Annotated in this window: 15 protein-coding genes and 1 pseudogene; 10 read left to right on the top strand and 6 right to left on the bottom strand. The window is 29.6% G+C overall.

Features of this window, described 5'->3' with window-relative positions; translation table 11 throughout:
- Positions 1–26: 26 nt before the first annotated feature.
- Positions 27–1,793: a TonB-dependent receptor gene (locus tag WG951_RS07405; protein ID WP_105050396.1), complete on the bottom strand. Its 1,767-nt coding sequence runs from the start codon at positions 1,791–1,793 to the stop codon at positions 27–29.
- Positions 1,793–4,822 carry a tetratricopeptide repeat protein gene (locus tag WG951_RS07400; RefSeq protein WP_245893553.1) on the bottom strand — a complete coding sequence of 1,010 codons (3,030 nt, stop codon included), beginning with the start codon at positions 4,820–4,822 and terminating at the stop codon, positions 1,793–1,795. The genes WG951_RS07405 and WG951_RS07400 overlap by 1 nt, the downstream gene beginning before the upstream one ends.
- 202 nt (positions 4,823–5,024) lie before the next feature.
- On the opposite strand from WG951_RS07400, the gene WG951_RS07395 reads away from it, so the two are divergent.
- Genes WG951_RS07395 through WG951_RS07385 form a run of 3 tightly spaced genes read left to right on the top strand, consistent with a single transcriptional unit; the run spans position 5,025 to position 7,394 of the window.
- Complete coding sequence (locus WG951_RS07395; protein WP_105050398.1) at positions 5,025–5,711, top strand: cell division ATP-binding protein FtsE; 687 nt, start codon at positions 5,025–5,027, stop codon at positions 5,709–5,711.
- Positions 5,711–6,589: a glycosyltransferase family 2 protein gene (locus WG951_RS07390; protein WP_105050399.1), complete on the top strand. Its 879-nt coding sequence runs from the start codon at positions 5,711–5,713 to the stop codon at positions 6,587–6,589. Before WG951_RS07395 ends, WG951_RS07390 begins: the two co-directional genes overlap by 1 nt.
- A complete protein-coding gene (locus WG951_RS07385) occupies positions 6,582–7,394 on the top strand; it encodes a 2OG-Fe(II) oxygenase (protein ID WP_105050400.1) in 813 nt (270 codons plus the stop codon). The genes WG951_RS07390 and WG951_RS07385 overlap by 8 nt, the downstream gene beginning before the upstream one ends.
- Here WG951_RS07385 and WG951_RS07380 read toward each other — a convergent pair whose 3' ends face one another.
- The 4 genes and pseudogenes from WG951_RS07380 to WG951_RS07360 form a co-directional block, all read right to left on the bottom strand.
- Complete coding sequence (locus WG951_RS07380) at positions 7,395–8,480, bottom strand: glycosyltransferase (RefSeq protein WP_105050401.1); 1,086 nt, start codon at positions 8,478–8,480, stop codon at positions 7,395–7,397.
- Between the two features lie 410 nt (positions 8,481–8,890).
- Entirely contained in the window at positions 8,891–9,475 is a 585-nt protein-coding gene (locus WG951_RS07375) for a LutC/YkgG family protein (RefSeq protein ID WP_105050402.1), read from the bottom strand.
- A pseudogene (locus tag WG951_RS07365) lies at positions 9,475–10,838 on the bottom strand (LutB/LldF family L-lactate oxidation iron-sulfur protein). The gene WG951_RS07375 and the pseudogene WG951_RS07365 overlap by 1 nt, the downstream one beginning before the upstream one ends.
- 6 nt (positions 10,839–10,844) lie before the next feature.
- Positions 10,845–11,594, bottom strand: coding sequence for a (Fe-S)-binding protein (locus WG951_RS07360; protein WP_317044737.1), 750 nt, complete (start codon positions 11,592–11,594; stop codon positions 10,845–10,847).
- 55 nt (positions 11,595–11,649) lie between these two features.
- On the opposite strand from WG951_RS07360, the gene WG951_RS07355 reads away from it, so the two are divergent.
- The 7 genes from WG951_RS07355 to WG951_RS07325 all read left to right on the top strand — a co-directional run bounded on the left by WG951_RS07355 (position 11,650) and on the right by WG951_RS07325 (position 20,857).
- Positions 11,650–12,186 (top strand): hypothetical protein, encoded by a 537-nt coding sequence (locus tag WG951_RS07355; protein ID WP_105050403.1) that lies wholly within the window; start codon positions 11,650–11,652, stop codon positions 12,184–12,186.
- 551 nt (positions 12,187–12,737) lie between these two features.
- Positions 12,738–13,103, top strand: a complete 366-nt coding sequence (locus WG951_RS07350) for a hypothetical protein (RefSeq protein WP_105050404.1) — start codon at positions 12,738–12,740, stop codon at positions 13,101–13,103.
- A 33-nt stretch (positions 13,104–13,136) separates the two neighbouring features.
- Complete coding sequence (locus WG951_RS07345; RefSeq protein ID WP_105050405.1) at positions 13,137–14,618, top strand: type I restriction-modification system subunit M; 1,482 nt, start codon at positions 13,137–13,139, stop codon at positions 14,616–14,618.
- Positions 14,619–16,079, top strand: a complete 1,461-nt coding sequence (locus tag WG951_RS07340; protein WP_105050406.1) for a type I restriction-modification system subunit M — start codon at positions 14,619–14,621, stop codon at positions 16,077–16,079.
- Positions 16,080–17,216, top strand: a complete 1,137-nt coding sequence (locus WG951_RS07335) for a restriction endonuclease subunit S (RefSeq protein WP_105050407.1) — start codon at positions 16,080–16,082, stop codon at positions 17,214–17,216. It abuts the gene before it with no gap.
- A 3-nt stretch (positions 17,217–17,219) separates the two neighbouring features.
- Entirely contained in the window at positions 17,220–18,032 is an 813-nt protein-coding gene (locus WG951_RS07330) for a GIY-YIG nuclease family protein (protein WP_105050408.1), read from the top strand.
- 47 nt (positions 18,033–18,079) lie between these two features.
- Positions 18,080–20,857, top strand: a complete 2,778-nt coding sequence (locus WG951_RS07325) for a sacsin N-terminal ATP-binding-like domain-containing protein (RefSeq protein ID WP_105050409.1) — start codon at positions 18,080–18,082, stop codon at positions 20,855–20,857.
- Positions 20,858–21,002: the final 145 nt, after the last annotated feature.

The raw sequence follows: 21,002 nt of genomic DNA, 5'->3' as shown, positions 1-21,002 counted from the left end.
TTTACGTTTTTTTGTGCTCTTAGGTCTTAAAAATCAAACTTGTAAGTAATTCCTCCTAATATTTGAAAACCTTGTGTATCGTAATTAGCAAAACGTTGATATTCTGTGTTTAAAACATTATTTAGTTTTAAAAAGGCAGAAAATTTATCACTAAAATGATAGCCTCCGTTTAAATTTACATCTACAAAAGAAGCAATGGTTTCTATCCCTTTAAAACTAGAAGGGTATATGTTGTTATAAAGTCCATCTTTTCTTTCACTTACATAAAAAATATCCGAAGAAGCAAACCATTTATTTCTTTTATATTTTGCAGAAACACTCCCTTCAAAAGAAGGCAAGTTCCATGCTTCTAATGCATTTTCTAAAGTGTAATTATTGTAAGCACCCTGAAGGCTAAAAGATAAGTTTTTAGAATATTCGTAAGCAAACTCTGCAAGTATAGAAGCCGTTTTAACATCATCATAATACACATTAAAAGAGTTACCGTATTCATAACCACTTAAAGTATATCCGTTTAAGGAATTGCTTGTTCCGTTAGATTTAGATACATTTCTTAAAAACATTGGTTTGTCTTCTTCGTTCTTATAACTTCCTTTAATATTAAAACTAATATCTCTGTTTACTTTTCCATTAAACCCAACAAATAAATTTGATTTTTCTAACGTTTGAGTGATAAAAAGAGTAGGTGAAACATAAGGATTTTCATCAGTGAAATTCTTGTAGGTATTTGTATGTAAATCACCTGAAAAACCACCGTAAATATTTAAATATTTTTCTATTATTGGACCTTCTATAAATAAGTCTGGCAATAAGAAAATATTATTCGATTTGTTTTCTGCATCTAATGATGCTATTATTTTTACACCTGCATTTAAAGAAAAATCGTTGTATGTTAATTTGTATTCTGGGTTTATTTTAGCGGTAACAATAGAATAATCTATAGTGTTTTTATCAGCATAACTGTTGCTAAAGTTCCCTTTTAAAATCTCGATACCAGCTTTTACAGGCATATCATTTAGTCCTAGGTTTAAAAACTCTAAAGGGAAAGCTAGTTTAGCATCAAAATTTGCAAGAATTTCATGACTGTTAAATTGATCTGTAAAGTAGGCTAGATTTATTTTTCCATAATCGATATACGAGTCATTAAAATCAAATTCACCAATAAGGTTAAAGTAATTATAAGTTTGCTGTGGTGCAATTAAACCAGTTGTAGTTGCTGTGTAGTTGCTTTGATTTGGCAAACCATACCAATTATAAAGGTTTCTTTCTGAGTTTAAGGTTACTTTCCAATCAAAGTAACGATTTTGTTGCTTGTAAAAAGCCCCAATGTTTAAGTTAGAAAAGTTACTGTTAAGTACAGAGCTTCTAACATCGTCTAGAGACGCTAAATATTTTGCATTAAAGCCAAACTCACTTTCAAAACGAGTGCTATAATGTAAATTGGTTTCTAAATAAGGCGTTGTATAATTACCAAAACCAGCAGCCAAATAATTCTGATAAACACGTTCTTTTACACCAACATCAATTCCTTTTACAACACCACTTTTAGGTATAAAAGTAGAAGCAACGGGAGCAGAAAAAATAGTGTATTCTAGTTTTTTCTTTTCACTGTTTTTAAGCAATTTAATTTTGGGTTGCTTGTTGATTTTTTTAGCATCAGCAATTTTAGGGTTGTATTTTGTAACAATATTTACAACCTCTGTTTTTACGGTGTCTATAGCCTGTTGCTTCTTTTGAGCGTTTAAACTTAAAAAAGCAAAATATATTAGAAATAATGTGAAACCTTTTTTCATTAATTTTTATTCTTTTTAGAGTCTTTTGGAGCTGTAATTTCTTCTTTAATAGGGGTTACAGAATTATTAGTTTTGGCTTCGTTTTCTTTAATTTTTTTTAATTCTTGCTTAGCGTCTTCAACAATATCTTCAAATTGTGTAAAGTTTTTAATAATGTTTTCTAAAACAAAAGTAGCTTGATAAACATCTTTTAAGCCATAATAATTTTTACCCATTATTACATAACTCTTTACAGCCCAATATTTGTAAGAAGAAAAATTAGCAATTAATTCTTGTACAACTTTGTTAGAGATTTCATATTCTTTTTGCAGATTTTTAAAGTAAGCATTATAGTACAAAGATTCCGCTTTTACTTCTCCTGTAGCTGTTTTTTCTACCTCGTTATAATATTCTTCTGCGGTATAAAAATCTTCGTTTTTAAAGGAAGCACGAGCTATAATTATTTTAGCATCGTTTTCTAATGTACTATCTAATTTATTTCTTAATAATATTTTTTTCGCATAATCTACAGCTTGCTCGTAAGAAGCGGTTTCATAATACCCTTTCATTAAATTACTTTGTGCAAATAAAACATTTTCTGTTGTATAAGCTTCTTGCTCTAATCTGTCTAATACGGGTATTGCATTATTAAATTGGTCTTTTTCTAAGAATATTTGTGCTAATTTAGCAAGAGAATCTTCGCTATATTCGTTTTGTTCTTCTTCTAAAACATTTTGATAATATTGAATTGCTTTGTCGAATTCTTTTTTCTTAAATAAAGTACTTGCTAAGTAATAATTAGCTTTTAATTTGTGTATTCCTTCAGGAAATTTAATGGTGTATTTAGATAGGGCTTTTATAATTTCATTACCATCGTTAGCTTCAAAATACTTTTTTTCAGCAACAGCAAAAGTGGTATTGTCTATATCAGAATCTGTAACATTAATAAATTTTAACTCTGTAATCCAAGTTACATAGTCGTTTAATTTACCATTATCAATATAAATATTTCTTGCATTTGCAACGGCTTCAAAAGCATCAGGAGAATTTGGAAATTGACTTGCTGTTTTTTTGAATTTCTCTAAAGCTTTTTCATTCTGATTTTCATTGTAATATAATAAACCTTGTCTTACCAATGCTTTCGGTATAAATACACTATTTGGGTGTTTTTCTATTAATCGATCATAAGCAAAATGAGCTTGTTGGTTATCTTTTATGATGGTGTAAGTATTTGCTAATTGAAATAAAGCATCGTCCTTTAACGTAGATACCTCATACTCATTAACAACCTTTTTTAAAGCATTTATTTTAGCTTGATTATCTTCTGTAAAACCATAACTCATCCCTATTTGGTATTGAGCATAATCTGCTTCTGCACCAAAAGTTTTCACAACATTATCGTAAGTTTTTATTGCTTTTTGATAATTTCTAAGAGCAAAATAAGAATCACCTAAACGAATATAAGCATCGTCTATTATTTCCTTTTCTATAGAATCTTTTTTTATGAGGTTTTCAAAAGAAACTACAGCATTACTATAATCTTTTAGCTTAAAATTACTGTAACCAATATTGTAATCAAGTAATAAAAACTCTTCACTATTAGATTTTAGATTCTTTTTTAAAGTTGTGAATATATTTAGTGCTTCTTTTGGTTTCTCTAATCTATATAATGTTTCTGCTTCCCAATATTTTGCTCTTTCGTTGATAGATACATCTGTTGCTTTTTTACTTTCTATAAAGTAAGGAAGTGCTTCTTCTAGTTTTTGATCATTAAATAATTGAATACCTTTATATAAAGAGATTTCAGAAATTAAAGAAACATTTTTTACAGATTTATTTTTCTTTAAAAATGCTAAAGCGCCTGTGAAGTCTTGTTGATGTAAAAAAGAAGAAACCACTAAATCGTTAATTTCTTCGTAGGCTTTAGATTTTGGATAGGCTTTTAAATAATCTTGTAAAACTTCTGCAACACTTTTAAAAGGGTTGCCCGTTTCATAACTTAATTTGGCATAATTTAACGCAGCATCTTGTTTAATAGTGGTGTCAAAATCCATTTCAGAAGCCGTTTTAAATGCATTTAAAGCTTCTGTTTTTTTACCTAAATTAAGGTAACATTCACCTAAATGATAATAGGCATTTTGTGCAACAAAGTTTTTTTCATCAATAATTTTATTAAAATTACTAATGGCATTTTCAAAATCATTCTGTTTATAGTAAGCAAAACCAAGTTGATAAAAATCGGTATTATTCCATTTGCCTCTTTTACCTGTGTAGCCTTTTAAATAAGGAATCGCTTCGCTGTATTTTTCTAAATTAAAATAGCTTTCTCCAATTATTTTAGAAATTTCAGATCTATCTTTTCTTTTAAAGGTATCAATAAGTTTTTTACCAACTGAAATACAGCGCTCAAATTTACCTGCCTGAAAACTTATATCTAATAAATAGTAAGAAATTTCTACTCTATAAGTCTCATTATCAGCAATTTCTTTTAGGGTAGATTCTGCAATACCGTAATCTTCTAATTTATACGCAATGTAGCCGTAATAATATCTAGAGTCGTTACCATACTTAGCATCGTTAATTAAAGGAAGAAATTTTTCTTTAGCTAAAGGTAGGTTTTTGGCAATTATATATGCGTATCCCATTTTAAAGTTAAGCTCTTTTTGATCTTCTTTAGAAAGAGTATCAGCATTAACTTTTTGATACCATTTAAGGGCGTATGCTGCTTTTTTATTTGCAAAATAGTAATTAGCAACGGTAAAAAAGGCGGTGTTTTTTTTACTACTATTGGGGTTCTCTTCAATAAAAGAAAGTACTTTTTTATCTGCTTCTGGTTGGTTTAATCGTATAGCACACATGGCATCATAATAGGCTGCATCTGCTTTTAAGTTAGAACCTTTAGAGGCCTTTTTACTGATTTTAACAAAACTAGTTTGTGCTGCGGCATATGCCTTATCATTAAATAATTTTATGGCATCATTATATTTTGTAAAAATATTAGTATCTACAATTGTTTGCTGACTATAAGCAACAACAGAGACTAGGAACATGAAAAAAATAAGCAAACGTTTTTTTAAAAAAACAAACTTCATATAATTATTTTTGATACTTAAAATGGATAACGAACATATTTTTGTTTTGTTTGATGGACAAAGAAAAAATGTGAAATATTTTACATCAAAAATAAGAATTGTTTATAATTCATAGTATAAAACCGATAGAAACTTTTAAGTTTGTAAAAACAAGTTTTTTATGGAAAAACCAGTCTTATTTTTAGAAAACGCAGAAATTTACCAAAGAGAAAATTTGGTATTATCTAATGTGAATTTATCGATACAAAAAGGAGAGTTTTATTATTTAATTGGTAAAACCGGAAGTGGAAAAAGTAGCTTGTTAAAAACGTTGTATGGCGATTTAAAGCTGCAAAAAGGTGCAGGTAGTATTGTAGATTTTGATTTAAAAACAATGAAAGAAAAGGAAATTCCTTTTTTAAGAAGAAAAATAGGAATTGTTTTTCAGGATTTTAAATTATTAAGTGATAGAAATGTTTTTGGTAACTTAGAATTTGTTTTAAAAGCAACAGGTTGGAAAGATAAAGTTAAGATTAAAGATAAAATTGACGAGGTTTTAGATAAAGTAGGAATGAAGGCGCAGGCTTACAAGAAAACCTACGAACTTTCTGGAGGAGAACAACAAAGAATTGCTATTGCAAGGGCTTTGTTAAATGATCCTGAATTAATTTTAGCGGATGAACCTACCGGAAATTTAGATCCAAAAACTTCTTTAGAGGTGATGGAACTTTTAAACGATATTCATAAAAGCGGAAAAACAATTTTAATGGCAACGCACGATTATCAATTAATTGTAAAATTTAAGCAAAAAACCTTGAAATGCGAAGGCGGAGAATTGTTTGAGGTTGCTCAAAAAGCAACTGTATAATGCTTTCTGTACTTATACCAACATATAATTACAATGCTTTTTTTTTGGTAAAAAAAATTCATCAACAATTAATTTTAGAAAACATAACATTCGAAATTATTTGTTTAGATGATGGTTCTAAGTCGCCTTTAAATGTAAAAAATAAAGAAATAAATAAACTTTCATTTTCTAGCTTTAAAAGTCTAGAACATAATATTGGAAGAAGTGCTATTAGAAACTTGTTAGCCCAAAAAGCAACTTACGATTGGTTGTTATTTTTAGATGTAGATGTTATTCCTGTAAAATCTAATTTTATAAAAAAATATATAAATTGTTTCGCAAAAGATAAAACTGTTTTTTGTGGAGGATTGTTATATGAAGATAAAATAGAAAACGTTAAGTTATTACGCTATAAATATGGTAAAAAACATGAAGAAATTTCTGTAGAAAAACGCATTGAAAATCCAGATAAGTATTTTTTTACCTCTAATTTTTTAATTCAGAAAGAAGCTTTTAATAGTGTAAAATTTGAAGAAAAATTAATCTTATATGGTAGAGAAGATTTATTGTTTTCTTTAGAATTAATAAATAAAGAGTATAATATTGAACATATAAGTAATGAAGTCTATCATTTAGGTTTAGATAAAAATGATTTGTTTGTTGCTAAAACTAAAGAGGCAATGGAAAACCTTATTTTTATTGATAAGCAAAGCTTAATTGATACAACAGAAATGCCTTTGTTAGGTTTGGTTAGAAAAATATCAGCAGTAAAAATGACAAGAATAGTTGGAATGTTTCATCTCTTTTTTGAAAAACTAGCTATTAAAAAATCGTCTGTTTTTTTCTTAAATTGTATGAAAGTAAGTTATATGTGTCATTTAAAATTAAAGCATGAATAGAAATGAAATTGCTCATTTAATTTGCACTAAATTAATTGCTAATAAAGAGGTCTTAAAAACTCAGTTTTTAGAATCTAAAGAAACTATTGGTTATTTTTTTATTGATGATTTGTTGCCGGAAGAATTAGCGCAAGAAATTCACAATAAATTTCCTACAACAAAGGAAGCTATTAGAAAAAAGAATTTAAGAGAGTTTAAGTATACAGCCTATCAAATGGATAAATATAATACGCTTTTAGAAGAAGTTATTTATGCATTTCAAGATAAAAAAGTAGTTGCATTAGTTTCTAAAATTTGCCAATTAGAAGAAGTTTTTGCAGATGAGCATTTATATGCTGGGGGATTATCTTTAATGGAAAAGGATAATTTTTTAAATCCGCATTTAGATAATTCTCATGATAAGGATAGAAATAGATGGCGAGTTTTAAACCTTTTGTATTACGTAACACCTAATTGGAATACAGAAAATGGAGGTCATTTAGAAATTTGGCCACAAGGATTAAAAAACAAACAAACTACTCTAGAAAGCAAGTTTAATCGGTTGGTTGTTATGACAACTCATCAAAATTCTTGGCATTCTGTAAGTAAAGTTTTAAAAGATGATGTTAGGTGTTGTGTGTCTAATTATTATTTTTCTAATACACCTATTTTAGTTTCAGATACGTTTCATATAACAACATTTAGAGGTAGATCTTCCGAAAAAGTGAAGGATATTTTCTTGAGAATAGATAACAGTATGCGTTCTAGTTTACGTAAGTTGTTTAAAAAAGGGATTAGAGAAAATCCTCATCAATATAAAAAATAGTTATTTTAAATTATTGAAAATAGTAAGTAGTTTTTCTTCTTGATTTTCCCAAACTAATTCTTTTTTAGCTTTCTTTAGTTCTACAGAAAAATCTTTTTCTAGTAAAGTTTTAATTTGTGATGCTAACTCTTTTGGTTTTCTGTTTTTAATAACTTCACCCACTTTATAAGCTATTGCAATTCTTTTCATTTCAGGTAAATTCGATACTAAAATGGGGACTTCTGCCTGTATGTAATCAAATATTTTATTAGGTAAGGCAAATCTGTAATTTAAACCTAAATCTTCTTCTACGCTAATACCTAAATTGGCTAAAGGTGTTATTTTTTGTAACTTTTTGGGAGTAAGTTTACCTAAAAAATGTACGTTATTATTTAATTTTAGACTGGTAACTTTTTGTTTTAAGGTATCAGAAATATCTCCATCACCAATAATTACTAAGATTGTATTTTCTAAATATAACATGGTGTCTATCATTAATTCTAGTCCTCTGCCTATATTTAGTGCACCTTGGTATAAAATAATTTTTTGCTTAAAATATTTAAAAGGTAATTTGCCTACTTGTATTTCTTTTTGTGTAGGTAAATTCATAATTGTGGTAAAGCTAGTATTGTATTTTTTAGTATAAAAATTAGCAATACTCTTACAAACAGTGTAGTTGTTTTTAAGTTTTGGGAGTATAAAAGATTCTAAGTTAGTCCAACATTTTTTAACAAAAGGTTTATGTACTAATTCTGGAATTTCAGGAAAAAGCTCATGACTGTCATAAGCTATTTTTTTACGTTGTAAGACGCTCACTAAGTAGTTGGGCAATAAGGTATCTAAATCATTAGAAAGAAGGATGTTTTTTTTTGAAAAAAGTAAGACAAAAAATAAGCGAAAATTATATTCAGCATAAAATAAGAAACCTTTGTTAAATATTAATTGAATTCTTTTTGTGGTATAACTTCTATTTAGAGGAGTACTATTCTTTAATTTTCGTCCTATTAAAACAATTTCGAAACCATTTTTTTGTAAAGTACAGCAAACTTTATCAACACGTTGGTCTGTTGATAAATCATTAGTAACAGAAACAATTATTCTCTTCAATTTTTTATGATATAATACAAAAATAGGCTTTTAATTTATTAAAATAACAAAAATTCATAGCGGTTCTTATTTCTTTTGTTACAAGGTTTTTTTAAAAAAAAAATAAATGTAAATTTGTTTAATTGCAATGAGAAAGATTGTTTATTACCAACCAATTATAAACTAATCACTCAAAAGTATGCCTAAATGTCCCTCATGTAAGTCTAGTTTTAGAAAGAGACTAGCTCGTAATTTCGTTTTAAGATTAATACCTAACTCTAAACTTTATAGCTGTCATAGTTGTAAAACTAGATTTATAAAAGTTCCTTACTTTTTTAAATCAATAGTTGTAAAAAGAGTAAAATCAAAACATGTAGAACTAACTGCAAATTAGAAACAAAAAAACCTCCAAATTTGGAGGTTTTTTATTTTTATATTAATATAATTGATAAGCTCATTGCTCCCTGAGCACCAACAACTAAACATTGTTCTATGTCAGCTGTTTTAGAAGGACCAGAAATAAATACGCCAAATGTTCTTTCTCTTTCAGAAATTAAGCTAAACCCTTCATGCATATGTAAACACAGTTTTTCTTTTTCTAAGATAATTACCAAATCATTAGTAATAAAAGGTAAAACGCGAACAGGAAATACATTTTCAGAAATCCAAACAGCACCATTTTCTGCAACTCCAAATTCACCATTTATAATCGCTAAATCGATATTTTGTAAGTCTTTTGGGTTGGTATCTTCAGAAATTGAGATTGTTTTTAAAGAAGTTAATTTCTTGCTAGCGTCAACAATTTCCTTTGCATTCGGATATTGGTTTTTAATTGCTTCTTCAAGTGTTTCCGAAGGTGATAATTCTTGAATTGAACCACCAACTAGTTGTACTTTTTCTTTAAACTCTGCTAATAAATTGATGTCTTCAATAAAGTTATTTAAATCTACTTGAGGTAAAGGAATACTTGTTGGTTTATTTTCTTTAATTGATTTTAATATTACTTCTCTTCCCATTATTTCTTTCTTTTAACTTTATACCATTCATCAAAGTTTTGATCTTTTATTTTAGGTAATTCACGTGCGTTTCCCCATGTGTTTAATTTAGAATAGATTACTGCTCTAGGAGCATTTTTTAGCATAAATCGCGTCATTTTACCGGTAAAATTATACAGTTTTCGATTGGCTAAACGCCTCCTGCAACCTTTAATATAGATTTCTTAACAATGGGTTGTTTTACCTCTTTTACAATTACTTGTCTCCATTTGTACAATTGCTCATGAATGTTAATCTTTACCGGACAAACATTAGAACAAGACCCACATAATGTAGATGCAAATGGTAAAGAACTGTATTTTGTTAAATCTTTTCCTGGTGATAAAATAGAGCCAATGGGTCCTGGAATGGTAGCATCATAACTATGTCCACCACTTCTTCTGTAAATAGGGCAAGTATTCATACAAGCACCACAACGAATACAGTGTAAAGATGCTCTAAAATCTTCTCTACTTAATTGCTCTGTTCTTCCATTATCAACAATAACAATGTGCATTTCTTTGCCTTTTGCTGGTTTGTTAAAAAGAGAAGAGTAGGTGGTTATTGGTTGTCCGGTAGCACTTCTTGCAAGTAAGCGTAAAAAGATACCTAAATTTTCTTCTTTTGGAATAATTTTTTCGATCCCCATAGAAGCAATGTGAACGTTGGCCAAATGAGAACCCATATCTGCATTTCCTTCATTGGTACAAACTACAATTCCGCCCGTATTTGCAATGGCAAAATTAACACCTGTGATAGCTACATCAGCATTTAAAAATTTATTTCTAAGATGTTTTCTTGCTGCATTTGTTAAGTATTCAGGATTTCCGCCACTTGGTTTTGTGCCTAAATGTTCTTGAAACAATTCATCTACTTCTTCTTTGGTTTTGTGAATAGCAGGTAAAACAATATGACTTGGAGTTTCTTTTGCAATTTGTACAATATATTCACCTAAATCTGTGTCAATAACCTCAATACCTTGCGCTTCTAAATGTGGATTTAAATGGCATTCTTCAGTAAGCATCGACTTACTTTTTACTACTTTTTTAGCATTATTGTCTGCTAATATTTTAGAAATAATTTCATTATGCTCTTCTGCATCAGAAGCCCAATGAACTATTATTCCATTATTTAAGGCGTTCTTTTCAAACTCTATTAGGTAGTTGTCTAAATTAGATAAAACATTGGCTTTGATACCAGAGGCAACATCTCTTAAATGTTCCCAGGCCACAACACCATGTGCCGATTTATCTCTCTTTTCTCTAACATACCACAAAGCTTTGTCGTGCCAATTTACTTTAGCTTCGTTTTTATTAAATGCTGTTGCTTTATCTGCATGAGCCATAGTGTTTTATATGCTTTTGTTTAATATTTCTGCAATATGCATTACTTTTAAAGGCTTTTTTTGTCTGTTGATTAAACCTTCTAAATGCATTAAACAAGAATGATCTGCTACTGTAATTACTTCTACATCACTGTCTATGTGATCTTGAATTCTGTCTTTTCCCATTTTTACAGATATTGCTTCTTCAAAAACCGAAAACGTTCCTCCAAAACCACAACATTCATCTTTTCTATTTAAAGACATTAATTCTAAGCCTTCAACAGCATTTAGTAAATCTTCTTCGGTAGAAAAATAAGGGTCCATTCTTTCTGAACAAGAACCTAAATGTAAACCACGTAAACCATGACAGCCTTTGTGTAAGCCTACTTTATGAGGAAATTTAGCATCTAAATCTGTTCTGCCTAATACTTTGGTGATAAACTCACACAATTCATAAGCATTATTTCTAACCTTAATTACCTCTGGAGTTTGTTCTAAGATATCAAAGTGTTTTTTTACGTGATAAATGCAGCTTCCAGAAGGAGCAACGATGTAGTCATATTCTTTAAAATTTTCTACAAATAATTGACAAGCTCCTTTTGAGTCGTCTTCATATCCTGAATTTCCCAAAGGTTGTCCGCAACAAGTTTGTGTAGATGGATAATAGACATAAACATTTAGTTTTTCTAGTAATTCTAAAGTAGCTAATGTACTTTTAAATTCAATAAGAGATAATAAAAAAGAACTGTACGATATGCTTAATAAAGAAAAGAACAATAGCGATTAAAGATAACTTGGAATATAAATTCCTAAATTTGTAATTATTATTTTATTGTCATGTGGTTCAAAGCAATTATCTAAAGATGAAGCTAAATCTATAATTAATCAATGTCAAGAGAAGTCGGGAAAAGTAATATTCAAAACGAATAAATACACCTATGGAATAATTGATATTCCAGATTCAAGCAGTGCCAACTTCTCTAATTTTTTAGACAAGCATAAAAAAATGGAAGAACTAGGGTTTGTGAGCATCAATGACACAAAAAAGGATAAGCGTGAATTTGGCAAATCAAAAAATGGTATGATAGAAATATCATTAGAATCAAAGGGTAAGGAATATCTTGCAGGGAGAGTCGAAAACTTGTTTGGGAAACTATCTGCTCAATTTAAATCTTGTGAATATAAAATCAGTGATATTGTTGAAATTCAAGAGATTCCAGATCGTAACGAAGCCAAAGTAAAAGTAGCTTTTGAACGCTATAATGAAATACCTTTCTTTGAAGAAAGCAATGAAAAAAGCAATCCCAAGGAAATTATAAAAACAATCACTTTTAGAAAAACCACTGATGGTTGGAAACTTTGTGATTAATCAGCAAACAAATAGTAAAATAACGAGGTAATTAAAGTCAAAGTCTATTTACCTCTAAAAAATACTTTGACTTTAATTTAAAAACAAAAGGGTAAACTTTGCAACTGAACCGAAAACGAAGGTAAATTTTAGAATAATTTACCTTCGTTTGTTTAAAAGATATAAATCTACTTTTATACAAATGTACTTTTGTGTAAAAGTATAATTAGACATTTGTATAATTACATCAAACTAAAGACTTCTTCAAAGCCTCTAACTCCACTTCTAACTCACAAAACATTTGAATAATACTATAGTTCGTTTTGAATCTTATTACCTAAATATAATTCAGTCTTAAAAAGTCAGTATTACAGGTGATAAGAGATTGTAAATCTAGCTCTTATACATTTCTACAAATCAAGTTTTATAGTTTTATGGATTTCCGTAATTATATATCAATTCAAAGTATTATTTTTAAAGAAAATTTGTTGTATGAATACTTAAAAACGCTTCTGAAAAGAATCACTAGAAAAAATGAAGTCGTATTTTAAAGAAAAGAAAAATCAGCTAGCATGGAATGGAATGAAGCAGAACAATTACTAAAATCTAATATTGGTTTAGACTTACACTTAACGCCAGAAAAAAACTTCAAAATAGTAAGAGAAATTCCGCCTTATACGTGTAAAAACTATAATAATTCAGAAGAATTTAAAGTTCAAGTAGGTACAAATACTTCTGTGAATATTCCTCTACACATGTTAGAAACAATTTTCGAAGCTACTAAACTGAATAACAACACCTGCAATAGAGCCATTTTTGAAACAAATTTCCCAAGAGAACTCAATGCAAAACCATGCAATGTTCATTCCGTTGGTAAATTATTTGAACATGCAGGTATTATGCAAATGGTAGATAAACGTAATTATCAAATTCTTTAATAAAAAGAAACTACACAAAGTATTTCATAAAATATGAATAAAGAAAAACTAACTTTATCACAATTAGAACAGTATTTATCTAAAGCAGCCTGGATTCTTAAAGGACCTGTAGATGCTTCAGATTTTAAAATATATATCTTTCCTTTATTATTTTTTAAACGTCTGTCCGATGTTTATGATGAAGAATACCAACAAGCATTGGAGGAATCAGAAGGAGATATCGAATACGCATCACTACCAGAATTTCATAGATTCGAAATCCCTGAAGGATGCCACTGGAAAGACGTTAGAGAAACGACTACTAATGTTGGTCTAGCTATTGAAAAAGCACTTCGTGGTATTGAACAAGCCAATCAAGAACTGTTGTATGGCATTTTTGGTGATGCACAATGGAGTAACAAAAACAAATTATCAGATCGTTTATTAATCGATTTAATAGAACACTTCTCTCAATACAGTTTATCAAATTCTTTAGTAGAACCAGATATTCTAGGGAATGCGTATGAGTATTTAATAAAGCACTTTGCCGATTTAACGAATAAAAAAGCAGGTGAGTTTTACACACCGCGTTCTGTTGTACATTTATTAGGACTCATATTAGATCCTCACGAAGGAGAAACCATATACGATCCTGCTTGTGGTACAGGTGGTATGTTATTGGAATGTGTAGATCATTTAAAAGAAAACAGCGAAGATTATAGAACACTTAAATTATTCGGACAAGAAAAAAACTTAACCTCTAGCTCTATTGCTAGAATGAACATGTTTTTACATGGCATTGAAGACTTTCAAATATCAAGAGGAGATACCTTAAGACAACCTGCATTTTTTGCTGCAGATGGTTTAAAAACATTTGATTGTGTAATTGCAAATCCACCTTTTTCATTAAAAGAATGGGGAGCAGAAAATTGGGCGAGTGATCCTTTTGGAAGAAACATTGCTGGCGTACCACCAAAAGGCAATGGAGATATGGCTTGGGTACAACACATGATAAAATCTATGAATAGTACTGGTCGTATGACCGTTGTGCTACCTCATGGTGCATTGTTTAGAAAAGGAGCCGAAGGTAAAATTCGTAAAAAATTGTTGGAAGATGATTTGTTAGAAGCTGTTATTGGTTTAGGTCCTAATATTTTTTACGGAACCCAATTAGCCGCTTGTGCTATGGTTTTTAAGCAAAACAAAGATGCCTCTAAAAAAGATAAAGTTTTATTTATTGATGGATCAGATCAAGTGCGTGTTGGTCGTGCTCAAAACTATTTAGAGCCTGAACATATTAACCAATTGTTCGATTGGTGTAACCAGAATAAAGATGTTGAAAATTATGTGAAAGTTGCTTCAATGAAAGATATTGAAGAAAATGATTTCAACTTAAATATTCCTTTATATGTAGAGAAAATTATAGAAGATAATTTACCTAGTGTAGAAGAAGCGTTATCAGACTTAAAAACAGCTTGGGCAGAAAGCCAAAAAGCAGAACAAAAGTTTAAAACAATATTGAAAGATTTTATATAAATGACCCAACAAAACTTAGAAAAATACCTTTGGGGAGCAGCAACCGCTTTACGTGGTACCATAGATGCAGGCGATTATAAACAATACATATTTCCGTTGTTGTTTTTTAAACGTATTTGCGATGTGTACGATGAAGAGTTTGAGAAAGCACTTGAAGAAAGTGATGGCGATTTAGAATACGCAGCCTTTGCCGAAAATCACCATTTTATAGTGCCAGAAAACGCACATTGGAACACCGTACGTGAAACCACAACCAATGTTGGTATTGCCATACAAGATGCCATGCGTGCCATAGAAAAAGCAAACCCAGAAACATTGTATGGTATTTTTGGTGATGCTTCTTGGACCAATAAAAATAGGTTAAGTGATGAAACCTTAACCAACCTTATAGAACATTACTCGCAACACAAACTAAATTTAGAGAACGTACCAGACGACCAATTAGGAAACGCTTACGAATACTTAATTAAAGAGTTTGCAGACGATTCTGGCCATACAGCAGCCGAGTTTTACACCAACAGAACGGTTGTAAAATTAATGACCATGATTATGGACCCACAACCAGGAGAATCTGTGTACGACCCAACTTGTGGTTCTGGTGGTTTACTATTAAACTGCGCTTTGCATTTACGCGATGAAGGCAAAGAATATAGAACCCTGAAATTATATGGACAAGAAATAAACCTAATTACTTCTGCCATAGCACGTATGAATATGTTTATGCACGGTATAGAAGAGTTTAGTATTGTACGTGGCGATACCTTGGCACAACCTGCCTTTTTAGAAAACGACACACTAAAAACATTTAATGTTATACTTGCAAACCCACCATACTCTATTAAAGCGTGGGACCAAAAAGCATTTACTAACGATGCTTTTGGACGTAATCTTTGGGGAACACCACCACAAGGTTGTGCAGATTATGCATTTCAGCAACACATACAGAAAAGTTTAGATGGAAATAATGGACGCTCTATTTCATTATGGCCACATGGTATTTTGTTTAGAGATTCTGAAGCTCAAATGCGTAGTAAAATGATTGAAGAAGATTTGGTAGAATGTGTGATTGGTTTAGGTCCAAATTTGTTTTACAATTCTCCAATGGAAGCTTGTTTGTTAATTACCAAAACCAACAAGAGCAAAGAAAAACAAGGCAAGGTTTTAATTATAAATGCTTTAAAAGAAGTAAAACAAGAAAAGAACATCGCTTTTTTAGAGCAAAAACATATTGATACTATTTTTAATGCATACAAAGACTTTAAGAATATTGATGACTTTGCTAAAATTGTTTCTATTGAAGAAATATTAGAAAATAAAGGAAGCTTAAACATTGCACAATTTTTAAGTAATGTAGATACTAGTAAGCCCGTTTTATCTGTTAACGACGCGATTTCTGATTGGAAAAAACAATCTAAAACACTTGAAAAGAGTATGAATGAATTATTTGAAATCTTAGATTAAATGGAAAGTATTACACAAAGCATAGATTTAAATAATTTAGACAAATCGACTTGGGAAACTTTTAAGTTTGAAGATATTGCTCATAAAATATCTAAAACAGTAAAACCAGACGAAGCTAAAGTTGATATTTATATCGGCCTAGAACATATAGATGCAAACGATATTCACATCCGTAGAAAAGGTGTTCCTGCTGATGTTAAAGGAGGAAAGTTAAGATGTTATCCTGGTGATGTTATTTTTGGAAAACGACGTGCTTACCAACGTAAAGCAGCTATTGTAGATTTTAATGGTATTTGTTCTGCTCACGCTTTTGTATTTAGAGCAAACCAAGAAATTATAGACCCTAAATTATTTCCGTTCTTTTTACATTCAGACCAATTCATGCATCGTATGGTAGATATATCTGTAGGTGGATTATCGCCAACCATAAATTGGGGAGATTTAAAACAACAAGAATTCCTACTACCACCAAAAGACCAACAAGCCAAACTTGCTGAATTACTTTGGGCTATGGATGGGGTTGTTGAGAGGGAGAATGAGATCTTTAAACAGTCTGATTATCTATTTAAATCAAAGTGTAAATTCATCTCAGATAAATATCTTCATAAAGGAGAGTATAAAAAAATAAGTGAGGTCTGTACTATTAAAGATAATTTGAGAAGACCAATAAATTCATCTGAAAGAGATAAAATGAAAGGTGAAATCCCTTATTACGGAGCAAATGGATTAGTTGATTATTTGAACGATTTTATTTTCGATGAAGATTTAGTATTAGTTGCTGAAGACGGTGGGAATTTTAAAGAGTTTTACCAAAAAGAAATTGCTTATAAAGTTTCTGGTAAGTCTTGGGTCAACAATCATGCTCATGTTCTAGCTATTAAAGAAAATTCAATTTCAATAGATTGGCTTTTTTATTCCTTAGTTCACAAAAATATTTTGAAATATATTATTGGTACTACAAGATTGAAATTAAATAAATCTGAACTAGAAAATATTCCTATTTGGGTCCCTGAAAATAAATTAATTCAAAAAATTACAAAGGAAATGATTCAAATTGAAAATTCAAGACAGATTATTGAATCCAAAATCCAAAGTTCCAAATCCTTACAAAAGAGTTTAATTAACCAGGTGTTTTAGGGTATGACATTACACGAAGCCATACAGCAGGTTTTATTAAAAATAGAAAAAGCATTAACGGCATCTGAAATAGCAGCCGTTTTAAATGCTAATAACTGGTATTCTAAAAAAGATGGTTCTGCTATAAAAAGCAGTCAGATTGGTGCGCGTGTTAAAAATTATCCTCATCTATTTATTAAATCTAATGGTTGTATTTCTTTAAAAAGTAAAACAGGTATTGTTCCTAAAGAAGCAACATCAAACCAAAAGCAAGTTTCTATAAAGCATATTACTAAAGATGCGCACTTGCTAAAGAAGGTTTTAATGAATGAAAAGAATTTTAAGGCTATTAGTGTTTGTGAGCACGATATTCCTGATACAGCAGGACTGTATTGCATACGAATAAAGAATCCTAAAAAATTGGACACCGTCTTTTCTAATATTTTAACAGAACGAAATCATAACATTATTTACATAGGTATAGCTTCTAAAAGTTTACAAAAACGATTTTTAAATCAAGAATTAAGAGCAAAAGGTCATGGTACTTTTTTTAGAAGCTTAGGAGCAGTACTTGGTTACTTGCCAGAAAAGGGTTCGCTAATAGGTAAAAAGAATCAAAATAATTATAAATTTTCTTCTAAAAATGAGCAAGAGATTATAAAATGGATAGATGAAAATCTAGTCATAAATTGGGTAGAAGTTTCTAATAATTTAAATGGAATTGAAGATGAACTTATTAAAACCCATTTGCCTTTATTGAATATTGCTGGAAATCCAGGTGCATTAAATAACGTAAGGGTTTTAAGAAATCAATGCAAGAAAATAGCAAGAGGATGAGAAAAGTAGAAAGAGAAAATAGTTTAATTAATTAGGTGTTTTAAAGTATGGAAGAAAATTTATCAACACAAGAGAGTTTCGTGTCTTTTGAAGACCAAATCAAGGAAACGGAAATTGAAAAGAAACTAAGTATTCCAGCAAAAAGGTTGATGGAAAAACTGGAACCAATTCCTAGTAAAATAGAGTCACTTAAATATCGTTGGTTTTGGGAATTAATACAAAATGCTAGTGATTTTAATTCGGAAGTAGATATAGAATTAGAGCTCCAAGAAAACACTTTAATTTTTAGACATAACGGACAACCTTTTAAAATAGTAGATGTAGAAAATTTAATAACACCAGATTCAGATAAAGATGATGAAGATATTGATGATGATTATATTGGTCGTTTTGGAAGTGGATTTATATCTACACACGCCCTATCTTCTGTAATAACTGTTCAAGGTGTAGTTAAAGATAAGTATAGAGATAAAGTTCATTATAAATTTAAATTTGATTTAAATAGATCAAATTATAATTCTAAAAAGCTCTTAATTGATTCAATTCAAGAATCTGAAGATCAATTTAAAAAAGGCTATAAAGAGTCCGATTATTTACCAGGTTCATTTGATACTATTTTCAGTTATGATTTAACACAAGGTTTATCTAATATAAAACCTAAGGAAATAGCAATGTCTGGTATTGACTATGCCATAAAAGTATTACCATTAGTATTTACTTTTTTACCAAAACTTAAATCGGTTAAGATTATTCAGAATGGTATTCCAGAAAAACACTTTTATCAAAAGGAAAGAAGTGATGAAAATGGATTATGTGAAATAGGATTGAAAATTAATGCGGTTCCGCAGAATGATATTAAGGTCAAATATGCCAAAGAGCAAGATGTAATTGTAGCTCGAGAAATAAAAAATAATGTTGTAACAGAATATGCAGAAGAAATTGCTGTTCTTTTTCTATATCTACCATTAATTGGTTCGGAAAAGTTCCCGTTTCCAATCTCAATTAACTCAGCAGCATTTAAACCAGAAACAGAGCGAAATGCTATCAGTCTTTCGGACGTAAGTATAGAAAATAAAAACAATTTATTAAATGGAGTAAAGGCTTACAAAAAACTGCTTCTTAATTTATCAGAAGAAGGAATTGGCAACCTATATCATTTGGTTCAGTTAAAAAGTGATAGAATAAAAGCACTCCCAAACGGTTCCGATTGGTTTCAGAAAAATATTGAAAAGGAAATCAAAGTAGTCTTAGATGAAGTAGAGTTTGTTAATTGTAATGGAAATCCTATTTCTTATGCTAAACTGAAGCTTCCTTTTATACCAGAAAATAAAACAGAATCAAGAGATTTAGAATTCTATGATACCGTTTCAGCATTAATAATAAATGAAGTTCCGTCAAGATCAGAATATTTAAATTGGCTAAAAAATATTGATTTTACAATATTTAAAAGTGTTCCATTTAGATTAGAAGCAGCAGTTAAAATGGTTGCAAATTCTCAAAATTTAGTTCATCTAGCTGAAAACATAAATAAAGATGAAGAAGAAACTGTTAAGTGGTTGGCAGCCTTTATTAAATATGTGAAAGTTAATGATAACGGATTACTTACCAAATACAACATTATACCTTGCCAATCAGAACAAGGAAGTTTTGTAAATAGAGATGCTGAGATTTTTACAGATAATGGAGTTGATGTAGACTTAATAGAAGTTTACAATAAGATGAAAAATCAGAATTATAGGTTTAAGCTTTTAAATAAAACTATAAATAAGGAAGTTTCAAACTTACTACCTGAAGCCAAATTTAAGACTTGGGAAACAATTGCAAAAGAAATTGATGAAATTTTCAGATTACGTTTAGACGCAAATTCTAAATTAACAAAAAATGAAATAGATGGTCTTACTCTACTTGTGAAATGGCTTAAAAGAAAAGGTTTTCCTAATTGGACAGAGTTACCTATTTATTTCCCGACTTTTAATAGTTCCTATACTAGTTTTTTTCTTGAAAGTTTCGATGATGAAGAAAAGGTTAAAGCAATAACAATTCGTGATAGTGGTAAGCAAGATTCTTTGTTAAAACTAGCAGAGTCAGATGTTACAGAGGAGGAATTAAACAAGGTAGTTGAGAGTATTTCAGATATAAAACAAATAGTTAATATAATTGATTCTGGTGCGAACCTAGAACAGTTAACTGAACTTTCATTGCTTTTTCCAAATAAAATACCTTCTCAAATAATGGATTTTGCAAGAGAAGAAGGCGAAAAGAAACGTGATTTCGATACCAAATCAAAAATTGGAAGTGATGTAGAAAAACTATTTAAATCTGCTTTTGAGAATAATTATTTAGGTCTCATAGTTGACAAGGTAGATTTAGAAGCAGTAGATTTTATTTATGCAGGAGGTGGTTCGTATGATTTTAGAATTACAAATCCAGAAACAGGACAATCATTTTATATTGAAATGAAATCTGTTAAAAATGGTAACACGGATTCGGTAAAACTAGCTATATCTCAACTAGAAAGAGCAGTAAATCCTAAATATATAGAACATTATTGTATTGCACTTATTGAAAGAACTAAGGATATTAAAGATATGGATGAAGCATATGTTCTAAAAAACTTAAAGTTTATCCAAAATCCAGGAACTTTTTTAAACTCAGTTTATGAAGATCACAAAAAAGTAATTGAAAGTACCAGTAAATCTAGAGAAGCTAAATTATTAATGCTTAACGCAGATTTTAGATGTAGTATTGATTATCAATTTCTTAAAAGTAAAGGGAAGTCTATTAATGAGTTAGAAATAGCTATTGTAAATAGTTTGAAAAATTAAACTTTATCAGCTCATGAAACTAAAGAGCGTAGAAAACTACATCGGAAAATAATTCATAGGTTTAATTTAAATGTAGATCACGATCTAATATTCCATATTCCGATACGGAATAATTATATATAAATAATTGATAATTAAACAATAA

Origin of the sequence: Polaribacter butkevichii (assembly GCF_038024105.1) — a bacterium.
Taxonomy (GTDB): domain Bacteria; phylum Bacteroidota; class Bacteroidia; order Flavobacteriales; family Flavobacteriaceae; genus Polaribacter; species Polaribacter butkevichii.
Note: the sequence above shows the minus strand (reverse complement) of the source record. Positions and strands in the feature narration are given on the sequence as shown.